The 21,716-nt window shown below is 68.0% G+C and carries 18 protein-coding genes, 4 pseudogenes and 2 other annotated features; of the genes and pseudogenes, 13 read left to right on the top strand and 9 right to left on the bottom strand.

Annotated features, from left to right (window positions below):
* Positions 1-109: 109 nt before the first annotated feature.
* The 4 genes from C7T91_RS01410 to C7T91_RS34460 all read left to right on the top strand — a co-directional run bounded on the left by C7T91_RS01410 (position 110) and on the right by C7T91_RS34460 (position 5,712).
* Positions 110-706 (top strand): S24/S26 family peptidase, encoded by a 597-nt coding sequence (locus C7T91_RS01410; protein WP_145962737.1) that lies wholly within the window; start codon positions 110-112, stop codon positions 704-706.
* An 811-nt stretch (positions 707-1,517) separates the two neighbouring features.
* Positions 1,518-2,525 (top strand): polysaccharide pyruvyl transferase family protein, encoded by a 1,008-nt coding sequence (locus C7T91_RS01405; protein ID WP_161555681.1) that lies wholly within the window; start codon positions 1,518-1,520, stop codon positions 2,523-2,525.
* A gap of 730 nt (positions 2,526-3,255) precedes the next feature.
* Positions 3,256-3,532, top strand: a sequence feature (23S ribosomal RNA rRNA prediction is too short).
* 24 nt (positions 3,533-3,556) lie between these two features.
* Positions 3,557-3,655, top strand: a sequence feature (23S ribosomal RNA rRNA prediction is too short).
* A 33-nt stretch (positions 3,656-3,688) separates the two neighbouring features.
* Positions 3,689-3,892 (top strand): hypothetical protein, encoded by a 204-nt coding sequence (locus tag C7T91_RS31320; RefSeq protein WP_145962736.1) that lies wholly within the window; start codon positions 3,689-3,691, stop codon positions 3,890-3,892.
* Between the two features lie 1,211 nt (positions 3,893-5,103).
* Entirely contained in the window at positions 5,104-5,712 is a 609-nt protein-coding gene (locus C7T91_RS34460; RefSeq protein ID WP_236637909.1) for a hypothetical protein, read from the top strand.
* Here C7T91_RS34460 and C7T91_RS34455 read toward each other — a convergent pair.
* From C7T91_RS34455 to C7T91_RS01380, 5 genes and pseudogenes are all read right to left on the bottom strand, one after another.
* A pseudogene (locus tag C7T91_RS34455) lies at positions 5,690-6,017 on the bottom strand (hypothetical protein); the annotation flags it as partial. The gene C7T91_RS34460 and the pseudogene C7T91_RS34455 sit on opposite strands and share 23 nt — an antisense overlap.
* A gap of 155 nt (positions 6,018-6,172) precedes the next feature.
* Positions 6,173-6,568 carry a response regulator gene (locus tag C7T91_RS01395; RefSeq protein WP_108257695.1) on the bottom strand — a complete coding sequence of 132 codons (396 nt, stop codon included), beginning with the start codon at positions 6,566-6,568 and terminating at the stop codon, positions 6,173-6,175.
* A complete protein-coding gene (locus C7T91_RS01390; RefSeq protein ID WP_108257694.1) occupies positions 6,565-7,590 on the bottom strand; it encodes a sensor histidine kinase in 1,026 nt (341 codons plus the stop codon). The genes C7T91_RS01395 and C7T91_RS01390 overlap by 4 nt, the downstream gene beginning before the upstream one ends.
* 97 nt (positions 7,591-7,687) lie before the next feature.
* Positions 7,688-8,533 (bottom strand): fumarylacetoacetate hydrolase family protein, encoded by an 846-nt coding sequence (locus C7T91_RS01385; RefSeq protein WP_108257693.1) that lies wholly within the window; start codon positions 8,531-8,533, stop codon positions 7,688-7,690.
* A gap of 47 nt (positions 8,534-8,580) precedes the next feature.
* On the bottom strand, positions 8,581-9,243 hold the full coding sequence (locus tag C7T91_RS01380; protein ID WP_108257692.1) for a GntR family transcriptional regulator: 663 nt from the start codon (positions 9,241-9,243) through the stop codon (positions 8,581-8,583).
* 187 nt (positions 9,244-9,430) lie between these two features.
* On the opposite strand from C7T91_RS01380, the gene C7T91_RS01375 reads away from it, so the two are divergent.
* From C7T91_RS01375 to C7T91_RS01350, 6 genes are all read left to right on the top strand, one after another.
* Positions 9,431-10,447, top strand: coding sequence for a TRAP transporter substrate-binding protein (locus tag C7T91_RS01375; protein WP_108257691.1), 1,017 nt, complete (start codon positions 9,431-9,433; stop codon positions 10,445-10,447).
* A 60-nt stretch (positions 10,448-10,507) separates the two neighbouring features.
* On the top strand, positions 10,508-11,317 hold the full coding sequence (locus tag C7T91_RS01370; RefSeq protein ID WP_108257690.1) for a TRAP transporter small permease subunit: 810 nt from the start codon (positions 10,508-10,510) through the stop codon (positions 11,315-11,317).
* A 1-nt stretch (position 11,318) separates the two neighbouring features.
* Entirely contained in the window at positions 11,319-12,947 is a 1,629-nt protein-coding gene (locus tag C7T91_RS01365; protein WP_201741932.1) for a TRAP transporter large permease, read from the top strand.
* Positions 12,948-13,014: 67 nt separating this feature from the next.
* Positions 13,015-14,505 carry a UxaA family hydrolase gene (locus tag C7T91_RS01360; RefSeq protein ID WP_108257689.1) on the top strand — a complete coding sequence of 497 codons (1,491 nt, stop codon included), beginning with the start codon at positions 13,015-13,017 and terminating at the stop codon, positions 14,503-14,505.
* Between the two features lie 10 nt (positions 14,506-14,515).
* The gene (locus C7T91_RS01355) at positions 14,516-15,241 is read left to right on the top strand and encodes an SDR family oxidoreductase (protein ID WP_108257688.1); all 726 of its coding nucleotides are present in this window, start codon (positions 14,516-14,518) and stop codon (positions 15,239-15,241) included.
* Positions 15,238-16,134 carry a DMT family transporter gene (locus C7T91_RS01350; protein WP_236637908.1) on the top strand — a complete coding sequence of 299 codons (897 nt, stop codon included), beginning with the start codon at positions 15,238-15,240 and terminating at the stop codon, positions 16,132-16,134. The genes C7T91_RS01355 and C7T91_RS01350 overlap by 4 nt, the downstream gene beginning before the upstream one ends.
* A gap of 24 nt (positions 16,135-16,158) precedes the next feature.
* Here C7T91_RS01350 and C7T91_RS01345 read toward each other — a convergent pair.
* Together C7T91_RS01345 and C7T91_RS01340 are read right to left on the bottom strand one after the other, a co-directional pair.
* A pseudogene (locus C7T91_RS01345) lies at positions 16,159-16,821 on the bottom strand (SDR family oxidoreductase); the annotation flags it as partial.
* Positions 16,822-16,831: 10 nt separating this feature from the next.
* Entirely contained in the window at positions 16,832-17,527 is a 696-nt protein-coding gene (locus C7T91_RS01340; protein ID WP_108257686.1) for a DUF2270 domain-containing protein, read from the bottom strand.
* Between the two features lie 344 nt (positions 17,528-17,871).
* On the opposite strand from C7T91_RS01340, the gene ccoG reads away from it, so the two are divergent.
* Positions 17,872-19,362: a cytochrome c oxidase accessory protein CcoG gene (gene ccoG, locus C7T91_RS01335; protein ID WP_108257685.1), complete on the top strand. Its 1,491-nt coding sequence runs from the start codon at positions 17,872-17,874 to the stop codon at positions 19,360-19,362.
* A complete protein-coding gene (locus tag C7T91_RS01330; RefSeq protein ID WP_330848796.1) occupies positions 19,362-19,823 on the top strand; it encodes a FixH family protein in 462 nt (153 codons plus the stop codon). The genes ccoG and C7T91_RS01330 overlap by 1 nt, the downstream gene beginning before the upstream one ends.
* Positions 19,824-19,941: 118 nt before the next feature.
* On the opposite strand, the pseudogene C7T91_RS01325 reads toward C7T91_RS01330, so the two are convergent.
* Both C7T91_RS01325 and C7T91_RS33185 read right to left on the bottom strand, forming a co-directional pair.
* Positions 19,942-20,232, bottom strand: a pseudogene (locus C7T91_RS01325) (hypothetical protein); the annotation flags it as partial.
* A 218-nt stretch (positions 20,233-20,450) separates the two neighbouring features.
* Positions 20,451-20,741 (bottom strand): annotated as a pseudogene (locus tag C7T91_RS33185) (dimethylamine monooxygenase subunit DmmA family protein); the annotation flags it as partial.
* Positions 20,742-20,802: 61 nt separating this feature from the next.
* Between C7T91_RS33185 and C7T91_RS38295 the strand changes: the two are divergent.
* Positions 20,803-21,675 carry a ferredoxin reductase domain-containing protein gene (locus C7T91_RS38295; protein WP_108257683.1) on the top strand — a complete coding sequence of 291 codons (873 nt, stop codon included), beginning with the start codon at positions 20,803-20,805 and terminating at the stop codon, positions 21,673-21,675.
* Positions 21,676-21,716 lie beyond the last annotated feature (41 nt).

The following is a 21,716-nucleotide window of genomic DNA, read 5'->3' as shown; positions in this document are numbered from 1 at the left end:
CGAAGCAGGAATAGGATAATCCCTACGTAATGCGGGATAAGCCCAAATTGCAAGTCTCCGGTTCGGGAAATATCCCGCGCCAGGGGTGACGATGCGCTTTTCCGAGATCGTGAGACAGAGACTGGCCGAGCTGGGGCTCAACGTGAACCAGGCGGAGACGCTTTACGGGTTCCGGACAGGATACCTGCGCAGCGCGGTGCGGCAGGATGCCAAGGAGGCAAGCCCGACGCTCGAGCGGGCGGAGGCGATCTGCGCGGCGCTGGGACTGGAATTCTATGTCGGACCGCCGCGCGTGGAGGCTCCGCCGTCAGCGGAGCAGGGCGAGTTGCTGGTGCTTCCCATGCCGGAGTCTGCCGGACCTGGGCCTGCTTCCCTTGGCCTGCCGCGCGGCTGGCTGGAGGCAAAAGGCGTGGGCGAGCCGGTGCTTCTGTGCTCCGGCGACGCGGGGATGTCTCCGTTTCTGCCGGAGGGAGGGGCGGTGCTGGCTGACGGGGCGGATCGCCGCCCGGGCGCGGCTGCGGCCATTTTCGCACTCCGGCGGAACGGCCGCGTGCTGATCCGGCGGCTGAGCGTGGGGGAGGACTGGCTGCTCCTGCGTCCGGACAACCCGTCCATCGAGGCCGAGGTCCTGCCCCGTGCGGCGGCGGGAGCAGGCGTGACGGTTCTGGGCCGCGTCCGGGCCGTTTTCGCGCCGGTGCCGGAATGAAGTTTTCTCTGGAAGGGGGCGGTTGTTCCCCGGTGGCTTCCATGCGGATCTGGCCAATGTCAGTGCCCCTATCTGCGCTCGGGAAGCTCTGGCCTGCCGGATTCAGCCGCCGCGCCTGGCTGCGGCGGATCCTGTCGATCCCTTTTGCCATCTACCTTTCTTTTTTGCCCGGCAGCGTCATCCCCGGCCGCGCGCTGCGCTGCGCCGAAGGCTCCGCGCGCGGCCTCCTACACCAAGCGATGGGACACTAGCTTTATCCGCTGCGGATCAACGGCGGAGACAGGCATGCGCGGTGCAGACGAGACGAGCGGACCGCTGTTCAGCTATGTCGATTCCGAGGCGCGCGTCTCGGAACGGCATCCGCTGAGTCGTCACCTGCAATGTCGCGCCGCACTCGCCGGATGGATACGAAGGGCTGCGGCATTCCGGGACAGTCTGGCATGCTTGGAAACACTATGATGCGATGCCTGAGTTGGGTATGCTTACCTTCGATTGCATGTATGAGCGGCCGCATGTTCCGGGCGCTGCCATCTGATCAGTAAAAGGTAACCGTGTGTCTTCCATCTCCGCTGATCCCAAGGATCTGCCGCCCGCATTTTTCACTAAAGTCGTGTCCGTCAGGACCGCGAAAGCCACGTCGGCAGGCGCCGACCGGCCTTTTTCTGCATCGGTTTCCGGTGGTGGCACGATATTGTCCGCCTGCTCCTGAGCCATCCGCTGTGCCGTTGTTGCGGCGCTGGCGCGCTCGAAATGATGATCTTTCCCCGCACGGGGCGTGCGTAGACAGAGAGCAAAAATGACCGGAACCCCAATGTCCAAGTCAGCCACCATCCCGAGGATCGGCATCTTCACGTACCATTTCAGCGACAATTTCGGCGCGCTGATGCAGGCCTACGGGCTACGGAAATGGCTGATGGACCAAGGCTGTGAAGTAGAGTTCGTCAATTACCATCCCGAACATGTTGAAGCCGGTGGAAGCATTGCAGACCTGCTGAAATCCGGCAGCCTCAAATCAAAGGCGAAGATTGTTTATCTCAAGCTCTCGGCCGTGCAGCGGAAGCTCTTCGGAAACCGCGACCAGATCGAGATGTTCCACCGCTTCCAGAGCGGGGCGCTCGGGGTGTCGGGGCCGGTCCTGCGCACGGCGGAAGAGGTCGATGCCTTCCTTGCCTCGCCCGCGGGCCGCTTCGACATGTTGATCTGCGGCTCCGACCAGATCTGGGCGCCTTCCCAGCAATACGGGATCGATCCGGTCTATTATCTGGACTTTCCGGGCGGCGCGCAGGGCGCGCGGCGCATCTCCTACGCACCGAGCTTCGGCCGGGCCACGCTCGATCCGGCCTATGAAACGGAAGTGGCGGGCTATTTGGCAGGATTCGACGGGCTTTCCGCGCGCGAGAAGAGCGGCGTGGAGGTCGTCGAGGCGCTGGCGCAGCGCCCGACGGCCTGGGTGCCCGATCCGACGATCTTGCTGGGTGACTATTCCGGCCTGGCGGCCGGCGCGGCCGATGTGGGGGAAGGCCATGTCTTCTGCTACGCGCTGCGCACTGGCCAAGGAATCCGCGAGGTCGCGGCCATGGCGGGCGAGCCATCCGGCCCGGCGGAGGGCCTGCGCTTCGGCAGGCGCCGGACTGGAGAATGGCGGGAGAACGCGCGGCCGACGGGCAGTGCCGGTTCTCCACGAAGCCGCAACGCCTGCTGCCGCGGCCGTCAGGGCGCGGGGCTGCCGTTCTTCCGGAGGCAGCGGCGGACAGTGTTCCGGATCAGCCGCTCGCGCCTGTCAGCCGCCGCTCCGGCCATCGTGGCAGCCTCGAAGTGATGCCGGAGATGCGGCGCGCTGCGATCCGGGGGCCGGTCTTGCGATGAAATGGCCATGCAGAGATGGATGTGATCGGGGACTTCCGGGGCCGCGCCGGAGGCGCCGCCGTCATGGTCATCGGTTCAAGGTTCCGCAGCCGGCCCGAGACATGCTGCCCGGCATATGGCAGCGTACCGGCCAGATCGGCCCGGTTGCCGGGTGGCCTCCCGGTTCAGGGCCGCCAGCGCGGCGCCGTGCCGGGATCATGCCGCTTGTCGACGATGCGGGGGGCAGCCGATCCCGGCAATGGCGTCCAAGGCGCGGGTCGGCAGGTCGTGTCTTGGCGCTTGGCGAGCAGCCCGGCGCAGAGGTTCCGGGACCCGGCATCGACCGGCGAAGGCCGGCCTCCGCGCCGCACAGCGGGCGGAGCCGCGCAGCTCGCGCCGTGCCGTGGCGCCCGATGACGACATGGCGGTGCTCGACGAGGACGAGGACTGGACCCGCGATCCGCTGTTCCAGACCGAGGACGAGCGCGCCGCCTATGCCGGCGAGGCCTATGAGGAAGACGGCGGGCGCTGGGACGAGGACGGCTATGACGACGGCGAGGCCTACGAGCCCGCGCCGCCGCCGCGGACCAGTTTCCTCAGCCGCATCCCGGTTATCGGCTCGCGGCTTGCCCCCGAACCGGCACCCGGGCCGGACGACATGTATGAGGACGAGGACGAGGAATTGAGCGACGAGGCCGACGACCGCCTGCAGGCCCGCATCACCGGCGCGATCCGCCGCCGCCAGCGCCAGGACCGCGCCGAGCTGGCGGCGCACCCACCTGACAGTTTCCTGTTATTGCACTGCAGTTAACAGGTCGCTGAACCAGGTACTATTTTCCTGAATACATAGGGATTATAGAGCAAACCCGGGGAACTGAAACATCTAAGTACCCGGAGGAAAGGACATCAATAGAGCCTCCGTTAGTAGTGGCGAGCGAACACGGACCAGCCGAGCAAGATGAGTGACTGGAACTGGTTGGGANTTTGTATAATGGGTCATCGACTTGGTCTCACGAGCAAGCTTAAGCCGCTAGGTGTAGGCGCAGCGAAAGCGAGTCTTAATAGGGCGCCGAGTTCGTGGGATCAGACCCGATCGCCCCCTGGGCGGTCATCGTCGCCGCCCATACCAGCCGCAGCGTGGCCGCCGAGCGCTACCGCTCCGCCGCCCGCCGCAATCCGGTGCTGCAGCGCCATTCCCCGGTGATCGCGCGGGTGCAGCTCGCCTCGATGCGCGGCCGCCAATACACCGCCCAGATCGGCGCTGCCTCCCGCAGCGAAGCGGTCAACCTGTGCAACCAGGTCCGCCAATACGGGTCCGTCTGCACCGTCCTGCGGAACTAGCGCCGCCCGGTCGCCGCAGGATCCGAAACGTCTCTTCCGCAGGGGCACGGCGTCCCGCCGACGGCCGAAGCCCCGTTCCCGCCCCGCCGCCGCTCCGCAGCCAGACCTCGCGCGGCCTCCCGGAGAGAAGCGCTTGCCCTGGCCAAGCCCCATCGATCCGTAGCCGCCTGCACAGCTCTTCGGGCCCGGCCACCGCCCAAGCACGGTCCCGGGCTGCGATCTGGAATCCCGTTGCAAATCCGCTGGGCCAGGCGCCCGCCAAGGCGACGCCGGAACCGTCCCGCCACCGTAGAACGACATGGAAATATTGCCCTCATGCCTGGAACGGCCGGGATCGCCGCCGGTCCAGCCAGACCGGAGCATGAACTGGCGCGCACCGAAGGCAGGAAAGCGGCAGCCTCCGCCCGTCAGCCCCGAACGAGGAGGACCGGCAGACGGGCCGGGGAAATTCGGGCCGGCCTGCGGCGGCGCCAGTTCCTCCGGGCGAGCATTTGCGCACCGGACGGGCGCCGGCAAGCTCCCAAGCGCGGCGAGCCGATCTCGCCCCCGGAAGCGTGCCGCCCCTCTGGTTGGACAGGCATCGCGGCCTGCACTTCACGGGATGGCTGCGCCGCGACGGGCAGGCCCGATTCCTCGGCCTCAGCCAGCACCACCAGCCGCCGGAGATTCGTGGCGCCCCGCGACACCAACCGACCGGATTCTCCCAGATGTCCACCGAGCGTTGAGCGCGTGGGAGTTCTGGCGGACCGGCCGCTCCCGCATGCCGAAGACGGGTGCCGCCCTCCGCGTTTCCCCGCCCTGCACCGGCACGGCGCGCATGTCCGGACGCTGCGTCCTGCGCCTTCCCCCGGTTCCCCCGCCCGATGGATCGCCGTGCGGGCGGCATCAGGCCCCCGCAGATCGCCGCAGCGCCATTCGCACCGGCCCGGCGGCGGGACGATCCGCCGGACGGTTCCGGAACCCGCCTTGCTCCGGCGCCTGACGGAAGCTCAGACGGGGAGGGCCGGATCAAGCAGGGTCCACCGGCTCACTGGCTGTCCTTCTGCCCGGCATTCTTGGTCCGGCCCCTTGACGGAGCGCGCCGGCGGCCAGCGCGCCCAAGCCCGCATTCGGTCGCCGGCACTTCCGGCTGCACTGTCCCGGCATCCTGCAGCCGGGGCCCCGGAACCGAAACCTCGGGGGAGAGAAACCGGTGCCCCAATGAAACCCGCTTGATCCAATCCTCCTCATGTGACCCCGTCGTCAAGCGCGGCAAGAATGATGCGGCGGATGCCGGGGCGCCATGCGAGGCGATGAGCCGTCCGACCATGCGGTTCCTGCCCGTGCAGAGCGCCGAGCTGCACATGGCACTGAGGCTGGGCGGCATGGGTGAGCGTGCCATCGCCGCACAGAGGCAGCTTGCCAATGCGATCCGGGTCCATGCGGCCGAATCCGGGCTGACCGCGGCCAAGGTCGTGTCTCATCGTCCGCTCCTTCTGGCACGCATCATGGCTGATGAAGACAGTTCCGATGTGACGCGCGATCTGCTTGCGTTGCTCGCCGATGAATGCGCGCAGTGGCGGGAACCCTTCAAGGAGACAAAGGCGAGGCCGAGGACTTGGTGCCGCAGCGACGAATGCTGCCGTCGTCCCCGCAGCCCTCCCCGACGTCGGGCCGATCGGTGCGGTTTTGCTGGCGATGAAAGCGCCTGCACCGGAGCTGTTCAAATCCGCAAGGCAGTTTGCTGCGATCCCGCCCCATGTGGCGGTGCCGTTCGCGATCGGCCTCGCGCTGGCGGGCGGGCCGAGCTGGGCCGCCGCTCTGCGCTGCAGGCAGGCTGACGGCGGGAGGGCTGAGGACCGGACATCGATCCCGGCGATCGCTTTCCCGAAGCACGCAGGCCGCGGCGAGCGTCTCCGGCGCCATGCGCCTGGCGCGCCGGACCCTCCATGGCTCCGCCTGCTCCGCCAGGATCGCTCCTGCCAGCCTGCGGATCGCGGCTTCGCCGGGAAGCCGGGAGGATCGGACCTCTTTGCGGGGGACAGATTTCCCGGCCAACGCCGGCGGCGTCCGTCCGCCGCTTGATCGCGCCGTCCAGCCGCTCGATCGTGGTCGTACCGTGCAGCTTGCGCCGCTGCTGGCGGGGAGGTCGCGCCCGGCCTGCGCCGGCAGCGCCAGCCCCGCGGCCTCCAGATCCTCCGAGACCCAGCCGGGCAGCGCGTGCAGGGCGCGCAGGCTGGCGCGGATGTCATGCGCGGCCCGCCGGAGCAGCACCTCGTCTGCGGTCTCTCCCTGCATGGCTCAGCCCGCTCCGGCGACATGCCGTGCCATTGCGTCGAGATCGGCAGCTGAGAGCGGCTTGCTGACGAAGCCGCGGACCTGCGGGAAGCCTTCGGCCCAGCGGCGGTCGCGCGGGTTCATCGAGGTGGTCAGGATCATGATCACCGGCCGGGCCCGGTCGCCGAATTCCGCGCGCAGCGCTTCGAGGAACTCGATGCCGGTCATGCGCGGCATGTTTATGTCGAGGAAGATGGCGTCGACCGCTGCGCCCTCCGGGCCGCGCAGGTAGCCGAGCGCGTCGGGCGCATAGGTGAAGGTGACGACCTCGGCGGCCAGGCCGGTTTTCCGGATGATGCGTTCGTGCATCATCTGGTCGGAGCGTTCGTCGTCGATCACCATGAGCCGCCCGATCGTCATGGCGGTGCCTCCGGGCCGCGGCGCGGCAGGGTCACGCGGAATTCCGTGCCGTCGCCATCTGCCGGGACGACCTCGATGGTGCCGTCATGGCGGGTGGCGATCCGCTTGCAGATCGCCAGGCCGAGACCGGAGCCGGGATAGTCGTCATGGGCGTGCAGCCGCTGGAACAGGCCGAAAATCCGCTCTCGCTGGCCGGGCGGGATGCCGATGCCGCGGTCGCGCACGCGGATCACCGCGGGATCGGCGCCGGGATCGGCACAGGAAATCTCGATCTTCTGGGGGCGGCCGGGCGCGCGGAACTTGATCGCGTTGGCAATCAGGTTCTGGAACAGGATGCGCAGCTGGGTTTCGTCGCCATGCAGCTGCGGCAGGGGAGCGATCACGATCTCGGAACCGCTTTCCTCGATTTCGGCGAGCAGGTCGGCCACGACCGAGGCGAGCAGCCGGTCGAGCGGCACCGGGCCCGGTTCCAGCTCGGCCTCGACCGTCTGGGAATAGGACAGAAGGTCGTCGATCAGCCGCAGCATCCGTTCCACCGTGGCTGACTGCATCGCGATCAGCTCGCGCGCGCCCTCCGGCATGGCGCTGCCGAAATCCTCGACCAGCGCGCTCGTCAGCATGCGGATCGTGTTGGTCGGCGATTTCAGGTCATGCGAGATGGCATAGGTGAACTCGGCCTGCTCCTGGTTGTTCTGGAGCAGTTCCGTGTTCGAGCGGCGCAGGTCGTCGAGCATGTCCACGACCTGCTGCGTGCGCTTCTGGACTTCGGTTTCCAGCGTGTCGCGCTGGCGCGACAGGGCGAAGGTCGCCAGCCGCAGGTCTTCCTCGATGCGCTGCCGCTCCTCGACCTCCTGGCGCAGCTGGCGGATCGTGTCGAGATGGCCGCGCAGCGCCATGTCGTAGACGGTCAGCGCTTCGAGCAGGAACTCCTCCGCCCGCGCGCGGGCTGGGGGGGCGGCCAGTCCGGACGCGGCGGCCTGGTGGATCTCGCAGAGCTCGCTCAGCGACACGCCGAGCGCCATGCCCGCGCGGGCCAGCTGGAATGCGGCGGTCAGCCCGTCTTCGCCGCCCTGTCCGGGGTCCGGCGGCGCGGGATGCCGCCGGACGGATCAGGGCGCCTCAGGCGGCGGCGACGGCGGTCTGGCGCTGGCGCCCGAGGCCGTGGACCTCGATCTCCATCACGTCGCCGGGCTTGAGGAAGCGCTGCGGGCTCATGCCCATGCCGACGCCCGAGGGCGTGCCGGTGGAGATGATGTCGCCCGGCACCAGCTTCATGAACTGCGACAGGTGCGAGACGATCTGGGCGACGGTGAAGATCATGTCGCCGGTCGACTCGTCCTGCACGGTCACGCCGTTGAGGTCGAGCGACACGCGCAGGGCCTGCGGGTCCGGGACTTCGTCGGCGGTGACGAAATACGGCCCGATCGGCCCGAAGGTCGGCGCCGACTTGCCCTTGACCCACTGGCCCGAGCGCTCGATCTGGAAAGTCCGCTCGGACATGTCGTTGATCGTGCAGTAGCCCGCGACATGGGACAGCGCGTCCTCTTCGGAGACATAGAGCGCCTCCTTGCCGATGATCACGCCAAGCTCGACCTCCCAGTCGGATTTCTCCGAGCCGCGCGGGATGATGACGTCGTCATAGGGGCCCGACAGGCAGGAGGTCGCCTTGTTGAAGACCACCGGGTGGTCCGGCACGGCCAGGCCGGACTCGGCGGCGTGCTTGGCATAGTTCAGGCCGATGCAGTAGAAATTCGGCACCGAGGCCAGGCAGGAGCCGATGCGGCCGGGCTCCTCGACGACGGGCAGGGACGCGAGGTCGAGGCCGCGCAGCGCGTCCAGCGCCTCCAGCGAGACGGCCTTGCCGGCCAGCTCGGGCACCGTGCCGGACAGGTCGCGGACCTTGCCGTCGGCGTCGAGAATGCCGGTCCGTTCCTGGCCCTCGGGGCCGAAGCGCAGAAGTTTCATGGGGTGTCCTCCCTTGGGGTGATCGTCACTGGTATGCGGAAACGGGATCAGGCGCCGGTTGCGTCGGCATCCTGGTCGTACTTGGCGCGGATATTGTCCTCGAGCGCCTCGAGATGGGCGCGCATCGCGTCGGCGACCTTTCCGGGATCGCGCGCCTGCAGCCCGGCAACGATGTCGCCGTGCTGGCGCAGGACGCGGTCGCGGCTGCGCCGCTGGCTGGCCGACAGATAGCGGGCGCGCCAGAGCCGTTCCAGATAGGCGCGGTAGGTGCCGAGCAGCGCCTCGTTATGGGCGGCCTCGACGATGGCGGTGTGGAAGCCCATGTCGATCTCGAACAGGTCGAGCGTGTCGAGCATGTCGTAGCGCGCGGCCATGTCGGTCTGGATCGAGGCGATGCGCTCGAGATCTCCGGGCGTGGCGCGGCGGCAGGCCAGCTCGCCCGAGAGCAGCTCCAGCGCGCGCAGCACGTCGATCGCGTCGCCGATCTCGCGCATCGACGGGTCGGCGATGACCGGGCTGCGCGACGGCCGCAGCAGCACCAGCCCCTCCTTGGCGAGGATGCGAATCGCTTCGCGCATCGGGGTGCGGGACACGTCCATCTCCAGCGCCGTCTCGCGTTCCTTCAGCGGCGCCCCCGGAGCGAAGCGGCCCCGCAGGATGTCGCGCCGGATCTGGTCGGCGATGGTCTCGGGCAGAGTCTTGTCGGTCATGTCCCTGTCTTTCTTCGTCCTTCCGGCGCGCCGGCGGGTCTGTGCGTTTTGGTATACCAAAAGGAGTTGATTGTCGAGCGCCGCCGCGCTAGCTTGGCTGCAGAATGGTATACCATTCGCGGCGGACGAGGAGGTCCGCCGGAAAAAAGGCGACAAGGCGGCTGCGGGCCGTCCGGGAGGAGAACACATGACCCTGTCCAGGATTCTGGGAACCACGGCGCTTGCCCTGATGGCGGCCGGCACGGCACAGGCGCAGGAAGTCACGCTGCGCATCCAGACGCATTACAACCCCGAACAGACCTCGGGCCAGCTTGCCACCCAGTTCGTCGAGGACGTGGAGACCATGTCGGGCGGGGCCATCGACATCGAGATGTTCTATGCCTCCTCCGTCGTGGCGACGGTGGAGACCTTCGACGCGGCGGCCAACGGCATCATCGACTGCGACATGACCGGCGGCGCCTACCAGACCGGCAAGAACCCCGCCTTCCAGTTCGTCGGCGACATCATGGGCGGCTACGACACCCCCTACCAGCAGCTCAGCTGGCTCTATTACGGCGGCGGCATGGAGCAGGCCCAGAACCTCTACAACCAGTTCGGCATGCAGCTGATCGGCTGGTGGGTCTATGGCCAGGAATCGCTGGTCTCCTCGACCCCGATCGCCGGTCCCGAGGATCTGAAGGACTGGAAATTCCGCTCGCCGCCCGGCATGGAGACCGAGATCTTCGCCAATCTGGGCGCTTCGCCGATCGTGATGGACTTCACCGAGGTCTTCACCGCGATGGAGACCGGGATCATCGAGGGCACCGACTATTCGGGCCTGGCCAACGACGAATCCATCGGCCTCTTCGATCTCGCGCAGCATGCGACCTATCCGGGCTTCCACTCGATGCCGTCGGACCACCTGGCCTGCAACCAGGCCGTCTGGGAAGGCCTGACCGACCAGCAGCGCCGGATCATCGAAGTGGCGATGGAGAAGCTGGCGCTGCGTTCGGCGCTGTATTTCGAGAAGGCCAATGCCGAGGCTTCGGCGCGCCTGACCGAAGCCGGCGTCACGCTGCATGACTGGTCGGCCGAGGACCGCGCCACCTTCCGCCAGGCGGCGCAGGCGGCCTGGGATGTCTGGGCCGGGAAATCGCCCGAAGCCAGCGAGCTGGTGGAAAGCCACAAGGCATATCTGACCCAGCTGGGCCTGATCGCGAAGTAATCCCGTCCATCCCCGGCAGGGCGGGCGCGTCCCGTCCTGCCGCCAGCGGAGCATACTGCCATGACGCAAGACAGCATCTGGCTGGGTCCCCTGCGGAGACCGGTCGGTCTCGGCGCGCTTGCCGCCTGCGCCGTCGCCGCCCTCACCTTCCTTTGGCTCGTCCTCCAGCACTTCACCGCCGCCGAACCGATCGGCATGTACGACATGCTGCGCCCGGCGGGCCGGCTCTCGGTTCTCCTGATGCTCTGGTCGCTCTTCGCCGCGGTGCTTCTCGGCGCGGCCTGGCTGTCGGACACGGTGGCGCCGCTGGAGACCCCGCCGACCGGGCCGTTCGACATCCTGTCGCTGGTCTGCGCGCGGATCGCGATGATCGGCATCACCGGCATCGTGGCGTCGATGTTCTACGAGGTCGTGGCCCGCTACGTCTTCGAGAAGCCGACGCTCTGGGCCAACGAGCTTTCGCTCTGGATCGCGGGCTTCGTGTTCCTGCTCGCCGGGCTCTACGCCATGCAGCAGCGGACCCATATCCGCATCTTCGTGATCTACGACCTGCTGCCGCGCCCGGTGCAGAAGGCGTCTGACGTGCTGTCGGTTCTCCTCGTGTGCTTCTTCGCCTTCTGCCTCGTCTGGGGCGGCTGGAACGAGGTGGTGACCAAGCTGGCGCGGATGGAGACCTTCGGCACCGCCTGGGATCCGCCCATTCCCGCCACGATCAAGGCCGCGATCCTGATCACCGTGGTGATGGTCGCGGTGCAGGCCGTGTCGAACCTGATCGCCGACTGGAACAAGGCGCCCGAGCATCATTCGCCCATGGACGACATCGACGAGGCGGAGATCGAAAACATCCGCCGGACCCTGAAGGAAGACTGAGATGGAATTCCTCGACCTCTTCGCCTGGATGAAGGTGGCCGATGTCGGCACGCTGTCGCTGGTGACGCTGGGCATGATGTTCGTGCTCCTGGCGCTCGGCATGCCGCTGGGCTTCGCTTCGGCCTTCCTCGCCGTTGCCGTGCTGGTGATGAAATTCGGCCCGGACCTGCTGTTCTCGAATTTCGGGCGCGGCCCCTTTGCGGTGCTGGGCCAGGCGATCTACCGGCAGATGACGAACTACGTCCTGATATCGATCCCGCTCTTCATCTTCATGGCGGCGCTCCTGGAGCGCTCGGGCATCGCGCGGGACATGTATTCGTCGCTGAACGTCTGGCTGTCGCGCACCCGCGGCGGCATCGCGATCGTGACCTCGATCATGGCCGTCATCATGGCCGCCATGTCCGGGATCATCGGTGGCGAGGTGGTGCTGCTGGGCCTGATCGCGCTGCCGCAAATGCTGCGCCTCGGCTACAACCAGAACCTCGCCATCGGCACGATCTGCGCCTCTGGCTCGCTCGGGACGATGATCCCGCCCTCGATCGTGCTGATCTTCTACGGGCTGATCACCGAGACCTCGATCAAGGCGCTGTTCACCGCGTCCTTCCTGCCGGGCTTCATGCTGGCTTCGTTCTTCATCATCTACATCCTGGTGCGGACCCGGCTGAACCCGGAGATGGCACCGCTGCCGCCGGAGGATCCGGATGCGCCCGCGGGCCGCGATAAGGCGCTGATGTTCCTCGGCTTCCTCTGCCGTCTCGGGGCCTGGATCGGCGGCGTGCTGTTCCTGCGCGCGGTGTTCTTCACGCTGACCGGCGCCAACGAGATCCGCGAGGGCGTGGACCCGATCTTCCTCGGGATGGTGTCGCACCTGCCCTGGCTCGGCGGCTTCGTGATCCTCGCGGTGGGGCTGATGCTCTTCGTGGTCGGCCGCGAGCGCACCGCCACCGGCTGGGAGATGGGCAAGGGGCTCGTCGCGCCGATCATCGTCATCGGCGTGGTGCTGGGCTCGATCTACGGCGGCATCACCGGCATCACCGAGGCAGCGGGCATGGGCGTGATCGCGGTCTTCGTGCTGGGGCTGGTGCGCCGCGAGATGACCTTCGAGATCGTCTGGGACAGCCTGCTGCGCACGCTGCGCTCGACCGGCACGATCATCTGGGTGACGATCGGCGCCGCAGCGCTGGCGGCCGCCTACACGCTGGCGGGCGGGCCGACCTATGTGGCCAACGCGATCGTCGGCAGCGACCTGCCCACGATGGGGATCATCCTGGTGATGATGGCGATCTTCCTCGTCATGGGGATGTTCATGGACTGGGTCGGCATCGTGCTCCTGATCATGCCGGTCTTCCTGCCGATCGTGCTGAAGCTGCCGGTCGAGGAGCTGGGGCTCCTGGGCGGCCTCGATCCGGCGCATGTCGCGATCTGGTTCGGCGTGGTGTTCTGCATGAACATGCAGGTGAGCTTCCTGTCGCCGCCCTTCGGGCCTGCCGCCTTCTACCTGAAATCGGTGGCCCCGGCGCATATCTCGCTGACCGACATCTTCAAGGGGTTCCTGCCCTTCATCGCGCTCCAGCTCGCCGCGCTTGCCGTGCTGCTGATCTGGCCGCCGATGGTGTCGGTCTTCCTGTGACCAAGGCAAGGGGGGACAGAGCTCCCCCCTTGCACCCCCCTGCCGCCCATCCCGGAGCCCCGCGCCAATGAGTACCGTCCGCTTGTCCGAAGCCGACAATGTCGTCACCGCCATCCGGCCTCTGGAGCCGGGCGAGGCGGGCGCCGCCGAGCCGATCCCGCGCGGCCACAAGCTGGCCGCCCGGCCGATCCCGAAGGGCGCGCCGGTGGTGAAATATTCCCAGATCATCGGCTATGCCGCCCTGGACATCGCCGAGGGCGCCCATGTCCACACCCATAACTGCGACTTCCGCAATGTCGATCACGAGCACCGCTTCGCCTCGAACCTGCGCCCGGCGCCCGCGCCCGCGGCGCAGGACACGTTCCGGGGCTACCGCCGGGCGAACGGCAAGGTCGGCACGCGCAACTACATCGCCATCCTGACCTCGGTGAACTGCTCGGCCACGGCCGCAAGGCGGATCGCCGAGCATTTCACCCCCGAGCGGCTGGCCGCCTATCCCAATGTCGACGGCGTCACCGCCTTCGTCCACGGCACCGGCTGCGCGATGGGCGGCGACGGCACCGGCTTCGAGCTCCTGCAGCGGGTGCTCTGGGGCTATGCGCGCAATCCCAATGTCGGCGGCGTGCTGATGGCGGGCCTGGGCTGCGAGGGCATGCAGATCGGCTGGCTGCTGGAAGCTTACGGCATCACGCCCGGCCCGCACTTCCAGGTGATGACCATCCAGGAGGAAGGCGGGCTGCAGAACACCATCCGCCACGGGATCGAGATGATCGAGGCGATGCTGCCCGAGGTCGACAAGGCGCGGCGGGAGGAGTGCCCGGTTTCGGAGCTGACCGTCGCGCTGCAATGCGGCGGCTCGGATGCCTGGTCGGGGATCACCGCGAACCCGGCGGTCGGCCATGCCTGCGACCTGCTGGTGGCGCAGGGCGGCACCGGCGTGCTGGCCGAGACGCCCGAGATCTACGGCGCCGAGCACCTGCTGACCGCGCGCGCCGTCGACGAGGCGACCGGGCGGCGGCTTCTGGGGCTCATCGACTGGTGGCAGGACTACACCGCGCGCAATGGCGGCAACATGGACAACAACCCGAGCCCCGGCAACAAGAAGGGCGGGCTGACCACCATCCTCGAGAAGTCGCTGGGCGCCGCCGCCAAGGGCGGGACGACGCCGCTGGCCGGTGTCTACAAATATGCCGAGCCGGTGACCGCGAAGGGCTTCGCCTTCATGGACAGCCCCGGCTACGATCCGGCCTCCGTCACCGGGCAGATCGCCGGCGGCTGCAACCTGGTCTGCTTCACCACCGGGCGCGGCTCGGCCTTCGGCTCGAAACCCTCGCCGACGGTGAAAATTGCCTCGAACACGGAAATGTTCCTGCGCATGCAAGGGGACATGGACATAAATGCCGGACGCATCCTGAGCGACGGGGCGGCGGTCGAGGAGGTCGGCCGGGAAATTTACGAAATGTGGCTGCGCGTGGCTTCGGGCGAGATGTCCAAATCCGAAGCCCAGGGCCTGGGCGATTACGAGTTCGTGCCCTGGCTGGTCGGCGCGGTAATGTGAGGAGAGAGTGATGAGACTTCAAGGAAAGCGGGCCTTCGTGACGGCGGCCGGACAGGGGATCGGCCGGGCGGTGGCGCAGGCCTTCGCCGCCGAGGGCGCCGAGGTGACGGCAACCGACCTGAAGCCCGAACTTCTGGACGGGCTGGAGGTTGCCCATGCCTTCGCGCTCGACGTCATGGACAAGGCGGCGCTGGCGGCGGCGATCGGCGCGGCGCAGCCCGACATCCTGATGAACTGCGCGGGCGTCGTCCATGCCGGCACCATCGCCGAGGCGACGGATGCGGATTTCGATTTCGCCTTCAACCTGAACGTCCGGGCGCAGTTTCATGCGATGCAGGCGGCGCTGCCGGGGATGGTGGAGCGCGGTGGCGGCTCGGTCATCAACATCGCCTCGGTGGCCAGTTCGGTGATCGCGGCGCCCGGTCGCTGCGTCTACGGCGCGTCGAAGGCGGCGGTGATCGGCCTGACGAAATCGGTGGCGGTGGATTACGTGACCAAGGGCGTGCGGGTGAACTGCATCTGCCCGGGCACGGTGGACAGCCCGTCGCTGCACGAGCGGCTGCGTGCCACCGGCGATTACGACGCGGCGATGAAGGCCTTCGTCGCCCGCCAGCCGATGGGCCGGATCGGCGCGCCGGAGGAGATCGCGCATTTGGCGGTCTACCTGGCCTCGGACGAGTCGAAATTCACCACCGGACAGGCACATATCATCGACGGCGGCTGGGCCGCGGCGTGAGCCAGGCCCAGGTCGCGCCGAAAGAGGAGCGCACCGCGCTCGGCGTCGGGCTGATGGCGCTCGGCGTGACCTTCATGACCTGCATCGACACCTCGGCGAAGTGGCTTCTGCTCGCCGGGGTGCCCGTGGTGCAGATCGTCTTCATGCGCTACGCGGTGGCGCTGGTCCTCGCGCTCGGCTGGTTCCTGCCGCGCGAGGGGACGGCGGTGCTGCGCTCGCGCCGGCCGGGGCTGCAGTTCCTGCGCTCGCTGGCGCTCCTGGGCAGCACGGTCTGCAACTTCGCCGCGCTGCAGTTCCTGCCGATCACCATGACCACGACGATCATGTTCGCCGGCCCCATCGCGGTGACGCTGCTGGCGATCCCGGTGCTCGGCGAGACGGTCGGCTTCCGGCGGCTGGCGGCGGTCTGCACCGGCTTCTTCGGCGTGATGGTGGTGGTCCAGCCCTGGGGGGCGGAGTTCGATCCGGCGGTGTTCCTGTCGGTCGGCGCGATGCTCTCGGCCTCGGTCTACTACATCGTCACCCGGATGATCGCCGGGTCGGAAAGCATCTCGACCAGCCAAGTCTGGAGCACGGGGCTGGCGACGCTGGCCTTCGCGCCGGTGGCGCTGGCGCATTGGGCCTGGCCCGAGACCGCGGGCACCGGGCTGGTGCTGGTGCTGGTCGGGGTCTTCGGCGGCACGGCCCACACGCTGGCGACGGTGGCGCACCGCTATGCCGATGCCTCGATCCTGGCGCCGGTCGTCTATGTGCAGATCGTCGAGGCGGCGGTGGCGGGCATCCTCGTCTTCGGCACCTGGCCGACGCAATGGACGCTCCTTGGCGGGGCGATCATTGCGGGCTCGAGCTGGTACATCATCCAGCGCGAGCGCGCGGCACGGCGGGGACGCTGAGGCGCCCCCGCCCGGGACGGCGCGTCAGCCGCGTCCGACATAGGGCATGGCGGTCGCCATCACCGTCATGACCTGCACATTCGCCTCGAGCGGCAGCGACGCCATGTGCAGCACGGATTTCGCGACATTCGACACGTCCATCACCGGCTCCACCGCGATCGAACCGTCGGCCTGCGGCACGCCCTTGGTCATCTTCTCGGCCATGTCGGTCAGCGTGTTGCCGATGTCGATCTGGCCGCAGGCGATGTTGAAGGGCCGCCCGTCGAGCGACACGGTCTTGGTCAGGCCCAGCACCGCGTGCTTCGACGCCGTGTAGGCCGCCGATCCCCAGCGCGGCACATAGGCCGACACCGAGCCGTTGTTGATGATCCGCCCGCCCTGCGGGTCCTGGTGGCGCATGATGCGGAAGGCGGCGCGCGCCGCGATGAAGGCGCCGGTGACGTTCACGTCGATCAGGTGGCGCCAGTCGGCCACCGGGATCTCGTCGATCGGCGCGCCGGGCAGGGACACGCCGGCATTGTTGAAGAGCGCGTCGAGATGGCCCCATTCGGCCGCCGCCTTGTCGAAGGCCGCGTCGGCGGAGGCCTCGTCGGTGACGTCGCAGGGCAGGATCAGCGCCTTCGCATGGCCCCGCGCGGTGTCCTCCAGCGCGTCCCGGCGGCGCCCGGCAAGCGCCACGTCCCAGCCGGGGCGGGGGCTATCCCAGCGACCGGCCGCCGCCTTTCTTCCGCGCGCTGGAGGCGTCCTTGCGGCGGACCCATTCGGCAAGGGCGAGCCAGCTGCCCAGATAGCACAGGCCGAAGCCCAGCACCGCCCAGCCCGGCGCGGGACCGATCGCGGCGCGGGCGATCACGTCGCCGATGCTGCCGGCCGGAACCGGGTGGACGATCAGCTTGCCGAGATAGGCGAGGAACTGGATCGACAGGATCCACAGATAGTTGCGCCGGATCCGCCGCCCCATCGCGCGCGACATGCTGACATGGTATTCCGGCCGCCAGTAATCCTTCGCCAGCGTCTTCTGCCAGTTCTCTTCGGTATGCAGGTCGCCGTCATCGAGCATCGGCGCGTAGAAATGCGTCTCCATCCAGCGCGCCCGCGCCCGCCAGACGTTGAAATAGCGGTAGCGCCGCGCCTCTAGCACCATGAAGAGCCCGATCAGCACGCCCACGAGCAGAAGCGGCAGCTCCGAGGCGCCGGGCGAGGAAAACGCGATCGACAGCGCGACGCCCAGGGTCACCACCGACCAGTTCGTCGTCGTGTCGAGCCGGGTTCGCCAGATCGTGCTGCGATAGACCTCGCCGCGGTAGAGATGGGCGATCGCGCCGATCTCCGCCGGGGTGAATTCCCGTTTCGCGGCCGCATGCGTCCGCGGCTGCGCCTCTGGCTGCGCCATGTTTCCCCCTCCGTCTTCCGCCGAATCTGCGTCCGGTTGCCCCCAGTATCGGACAGAAGCGCGCGCCGGCCCAACCTGAATCGCGGGATTGACCTGTGTCAAAGCCGGAGCCGGATCAGCGGGATAGAACGACTGCAAGGTCCGACGGTGCTGAACCTCGTTCGGATCCGCTCAACATCGGCACCCCTTCCTGTTCGCGCGTTTCCTTGGGGGGTGCCGGTGTTTTTTTGTTCGGAGGGCAGGGATTTGCGACCATCTGGCGCTATTGATCCACGTCAAGTCCCTAGCCAATCGCGCATGGCAGATACACGAATAAGACAAGTGCAGTCGAATCGGAATATGTCATGAGCGCGAGCGAGCAGCCCCCCTCCCTTTATGCCAGCCGCGAGCCGATCTTCCCCAAGCGTGTCTCGGGGAATTACCGCAGGCTCAAATGGATCATCATGATCGTCACGCTGGGCATCTACTACGTCACGCCCTGGATCCGCTGGGACCGCGGCGCCAAGCTGCCCGACCAGGCGGTGCTGGTCGATCTCGCCAACCGCCGGTTCTTCTTCTTCTGGATCGAGATCTGGCCGCATGAATTCTATTTCGTCGCCGGCCTGCTGATCATGGCCGGGCTCGGGCTATTCCTGTTCACCTCGGCTTTGGGCCGGGTCTGGTGCGGCTATACCTGTCCCCAGACCGTCTGGACCGACCTCTTCATCCTGGTCGAGCGCTGGGTCGAAGGCGACCGCAACGCCCGCATCCGGCTGCTGCGGCAGAAATGGGATGCCCGCAAGGCGCGGCTGAGGATCACCAAATGGGCCGCCTGGTTCGCCATCGCGGTCGCCACCGGCGGCGCCTGGGTGTTCTATTTCGCCGATGCGCCGACGCTCCTGCATGACCTCGTGACCTTCCAGGCGCCCTTCGTCGCCTATTCCACGGTGGGGCTGCTGACCGCGACGACCTTCATCTTCGGCGGCTTCATGCGCGAACAGGTCTGCATCTACATGTGCCCCTGGCCGCGCATCCAGGCGGCGATGATGGACGAGGACACGATCACCATCGCCTACCGCTCCTGGCGCGGCGAGCCGCGCGGCAAGCACCGCCGCAAGCATGTCGAGGTCGCCGAGACCACCCGCACCGCCGACGCGATCAGCCAGCGCGAGGCGCCGGCGGACGCGCCCGTGATGGGCGACTGCATCGACTGCAACGCCTGCGTGAACGTCTGTCCGATGGGGATCGACATCCGCGACGGCCAGCAGCTCGAATGCATCACCTGCGGGCTGTGCATCGATGCCTGCAACGAGATCATGGACAAGATCGGCCAGCCGCGCGGCCTGATCGACTACATGGCGCTGACCGACGAAGAGCACGAGAAATCCGGGCAGACGCCCGTCCCGGTGCTCAGGCACATCCTGCGGCCGCGCACGATCCTCTACACCGTGCTCTGGAGCGGCGTCGGCATCGGCCTCGTCGCCGCGCTCTTCATGCGCGAGGACATCTCGGTCACGGTCGCTCCGATTCGCAACCCGGTCTTCATCACGCTGTCGGACGGCACGATCCGCAACACCTATGACGTGCGGCTGAGGAACAAGCACGGCGAGGACCGGCCCTACGAGATCACCGTCGAGGCGGACGAGCCCTTCGCGGTTGCGCTCGAAGGCTCGGACACGCAGACGGTGATGGTGCCTGCGGATTCGACGATGCTGCAGCGGGTCTATATCATGGCGGCGCCGGGCTCGGAGGCTGCGGTCTCGGACCGGACCGACCTGTGGATCCATGTGGAGGATACGGTGAGCCGGGAAGCGACGGAGAAATCGACGGTGTTCAACGGAAAGGAAGCGCAATGATGGGCGAGCTGACCGGCTTCAAGGTGCTGATGATCGCGCTGGCCTTCTTCGGCGTGGTGATCGGGGTGAACGTGATCATGGCGTGGCAGGCGGTCGCCACCTTCCCCGGCATCGAGGTGCGCAACAGCTACGAGGCCAGCCAGGAATTCGACGCCCACAAGGCGGCGCAGGACGCGCTCGGCTGGACGGTCGAGGCCCGCTATGCCGGCAAGGTGCTGGAAATCGAGATGACCGGGCCCGATGGCGCGCCGGCGGAGGTCGCCTCGATGGTGGCGCTGGTTGGCTGGGCGACCTCGACCCGCGACGACGTCACGCCGGAATTCACCCGCAACGGCGCGGTCTATGCCACGCCGCTGGACCTGCCCGACGGCAACTGGAACATCCGGCTGAAGGCCGTGGCCGGCAACGGCGCGGAATTCACCCGGCGGATTCCGCTCTTGATCTCGAACGGGCAAGGCTGAGCCATGGCCCTGGCCGAGACGCAGGAGCTGCCCGGCGCCGTGGCCTGTCCGGCCTGCGTCGCCACAGACCCGGCCGAGACCGTCGCGCGGCTGCGCGCGGCGCGGGCGGAGAAGCTCATGCTCTCGGTGCCGCCAGCGCCGCCGCAAGCCCGGCCGCGCCGCCGCCGATCACCAACAGGTCGGGATGCAGGTAGCCGCGCCCATAGGCATCCGGGTCGGGCAGGCCCGAAAGCGTGCCGAGCCCCGCCGCGCGGCGGATCATCGGCTCGTAGAGCTTCTCCCAGAAGGCGGCGGGCCACATGAAGGTCTTGTAGTAGAACCCGGCGGCGAAGAAGGGCGACATCAGGTCATTGACCGCCAGAAGGTCGCGCTCCAGCGATCCGGCATGGTTCTGGCTGCGCGCCTCGATCGCGGCGCACGGCGATCTCGTAGCCCGAACCGTCATTCGGGTCGGAGATCAGCGAATAGGAATTGCGCCGGANCCACCTNTGCCGTCGGGCATCTCGACGGTGACATGCGCGCCCCCCGAGAAGACCGGCAGCATCGCGCCCTCGGGATGGACCAGGCGGAGGCGCCGCACCAGCGGGGCGAGCATCTCGGTCTCGGCGACTTTCAGCATCATCCGGCTCATGGGCGGATCTCCTGTGCCGGGGGGATCTGGCCGGGGGTTTCGGCATCGACGCAGACCCCCTGGAAGGCGCCGAGGCGGCGGGAGAAATGGTCGCGCACGAAGAGCGTCAGCCCGCAATGCGCACAGGCGAAGGGATCGGTCGCGACCTCCTCGGTGATGCCCTTGCAATGGACGCATTGCATCCGCCGCGCGACCGTGCCGCGATGCTCGGCCTGGATCGCCCCGGGCAGCATGCCGGCTTCGAGCGCCAGCGCCGAGACCTGGCCGATCAGCCCTTCGGAGCCGGACCGGGGCAGGGGCGGCTCGCGCTTCCTGCACGAAAAGGTATCGGAGGGCGACCTGCTGGCGGTGAGCCCGCCGGCCAATCTCTTCGCGCTCGACCGCCGGGCGCGCCGCCACGTCCTGATCGCCGGCGGGATCGGCATCACGCCCTTCCTGTCGCAGCTCTGCGCCCTCGACCGCAGCCAGCAGCCCTGGGAGCTGCATTGCCAGCACCGCGCCGAGCGCCTGCGCCCGCGCCACCGCGCCCGCCAGGTTGCCGGGCCCGATGCCGTCGCGCAGCTCGACCAGGAAGCGGCAGTAGCGCTCGAACCCGTCGCGGTCGAGCCCCATGTATTTCTTGGTCCAGATCTCGAATTTCTCCGGATCAGCGAATTGCCTCTGCCCCGGCGTGTGGTCCATCAGGCTGATCAGCCGCACGCCGTCGGCAGGGCCGAAGCTGTCGAGCTCCGCCAGCAGCGTCTGGGTCGGGATCTCGGCGCGCAGATGCAGGAAATGGCTGATCTTCAGCGCGCCCGCATCGTTCATCGCCAGGATCTCGTCGCAGAGCTTGCGGGCATATTCGCGGTATCCGGTATCGCGGCCCGGATAGCTGAGCGTCCCCACCCGCACCGCGTCGAAGACCGTGGTGATGCCGCAGGAGGCCAGCTCGGCGTCATGCGCCATCACCGCGGCATGGTGCGGCCAGTCCACCCCCGGGCGCGGCGTGATATGGCGCTCGAGATTGTCGGTATGCAGCTCGATCAGCCCGGGCGCGACGATGTCGCCCTCGCAATCCACCGCGCCCGCCACCCCCGCCGGACCGGTTTCGACGGCATGCAGGCAGCCATGCCGGATCACCAGATGGCCCTCGGCCAGGCGGCCCGCCAGCGGCAGGCGGACATTCGACAGGATCAGGTCGGTCATCGGCAAGCTCCCGGGGCGCCTGTGCCCCCGCTTTGACTGCCAAGCGCCGCAAGGCTTGTCCAGAGCGGCAGACCGGG

The organism is Mangrovicoccus ximenensis (genome assembly GCF_003056725.1).
Lineage (GTDB): Bacteria > Pseudomonadota > Alphaproteobacteria > Rhodobacterales > Rhodobacteraceae > Mangrovicoccus > Mangrovicoccus ximenensis.
This window is presented reverse-complemented; position numbering and strand designations above follow the sequence as displayed.

Coding starts and splice junctions, on each gene's coding strand:
- C7T91_RS01405 (WP_161555681.1), top strand. CDS start 1,518: ATGTCCAAGTCAGCCACCATCCCGAGGATCGGCATCTTCACGTACCAT.
- C7T91_RS01395 (WP_108257695.1), bottom strand. CDS start 6,568: ATGACGATCGGGCGGCTCATGGTGATCGACGACGAACGCTCCGACCAG.
- C7T91_RS01390 (WP_108257694.1), bottom strand. CDS start 7,590: ATGGCGCTCGGCGTGTCGCTGAGCGAGCTCTGCGAGATCCACCAGGCC.
- C7T91_RS01385 (WP_108257693.1), bottom strand. CDS start 8,533: ATGAAACTTCTGCGCTTCGGCCCCGAGGGCCAGGAACGGACCGGCATT.
- C7T91_RS01380 (WP_108257692.1), bottom strand. CDS start 9,243: ATGACCGACAAGACTCTGCCCGAGACCATCGCCGACCAGATCCGGCGC.
- C7T91_RS01375 (WP_108257691.1), top strand. CDS start 9,431: ATGACCCTGTCCAGGATTCTGGGAACCACGGCGCTTGCCCTGATGGCG.
- C7T91_RS01370 (WP_108257690.1), top strand. CDS start 10,508: ATGACGCAAGACAGCATCTGGCTGGGTCCCCTGCGGAGACCGGTCGGT.
- C7T91_RS01365 (WP_201741932.1), top strand. CDS start 11,319: ATGGAATTCCTCGACCTCTTCGCCTGGATGAAGGTGGCCGATGTCGGC.
- C7T91_RS01360 (WP_108257689.1), top strand. CDS start 13,015: ATGAGTACCGTCCGCTTGTCCGAAGCCGACAATGTCGTCACCGCCATC.
- C7T91_RS01355 (WP_108257688.1), top strand. CDS start 14,516: ATGAGACTTCAAGGAAAGCGGGCCTTCGTGACGGCGGCCGGACAGGGG.
- C7T91_RS01340 (WP_108257686.1), bottom strand. CDS start 17,527: ATGGCGCAGCCAGAGGCGCAGCCGCGGACGCATGCGGCCGCGAAACGG.
- ccoG (WP_108257685.1), top strand. CDS start 17,872: ATGAGCGCGAGCGAGCAGCCCCCCTCCCTTTATGCCAGCCGCGAGCCG.
- C7T91_RS01330 (WP_330848796.1), top strand. CDS start 19,362: ATGGGCGAGCTGACCGGCTTCAAGGTGCTGATGATCGCGCTGGCCTTC.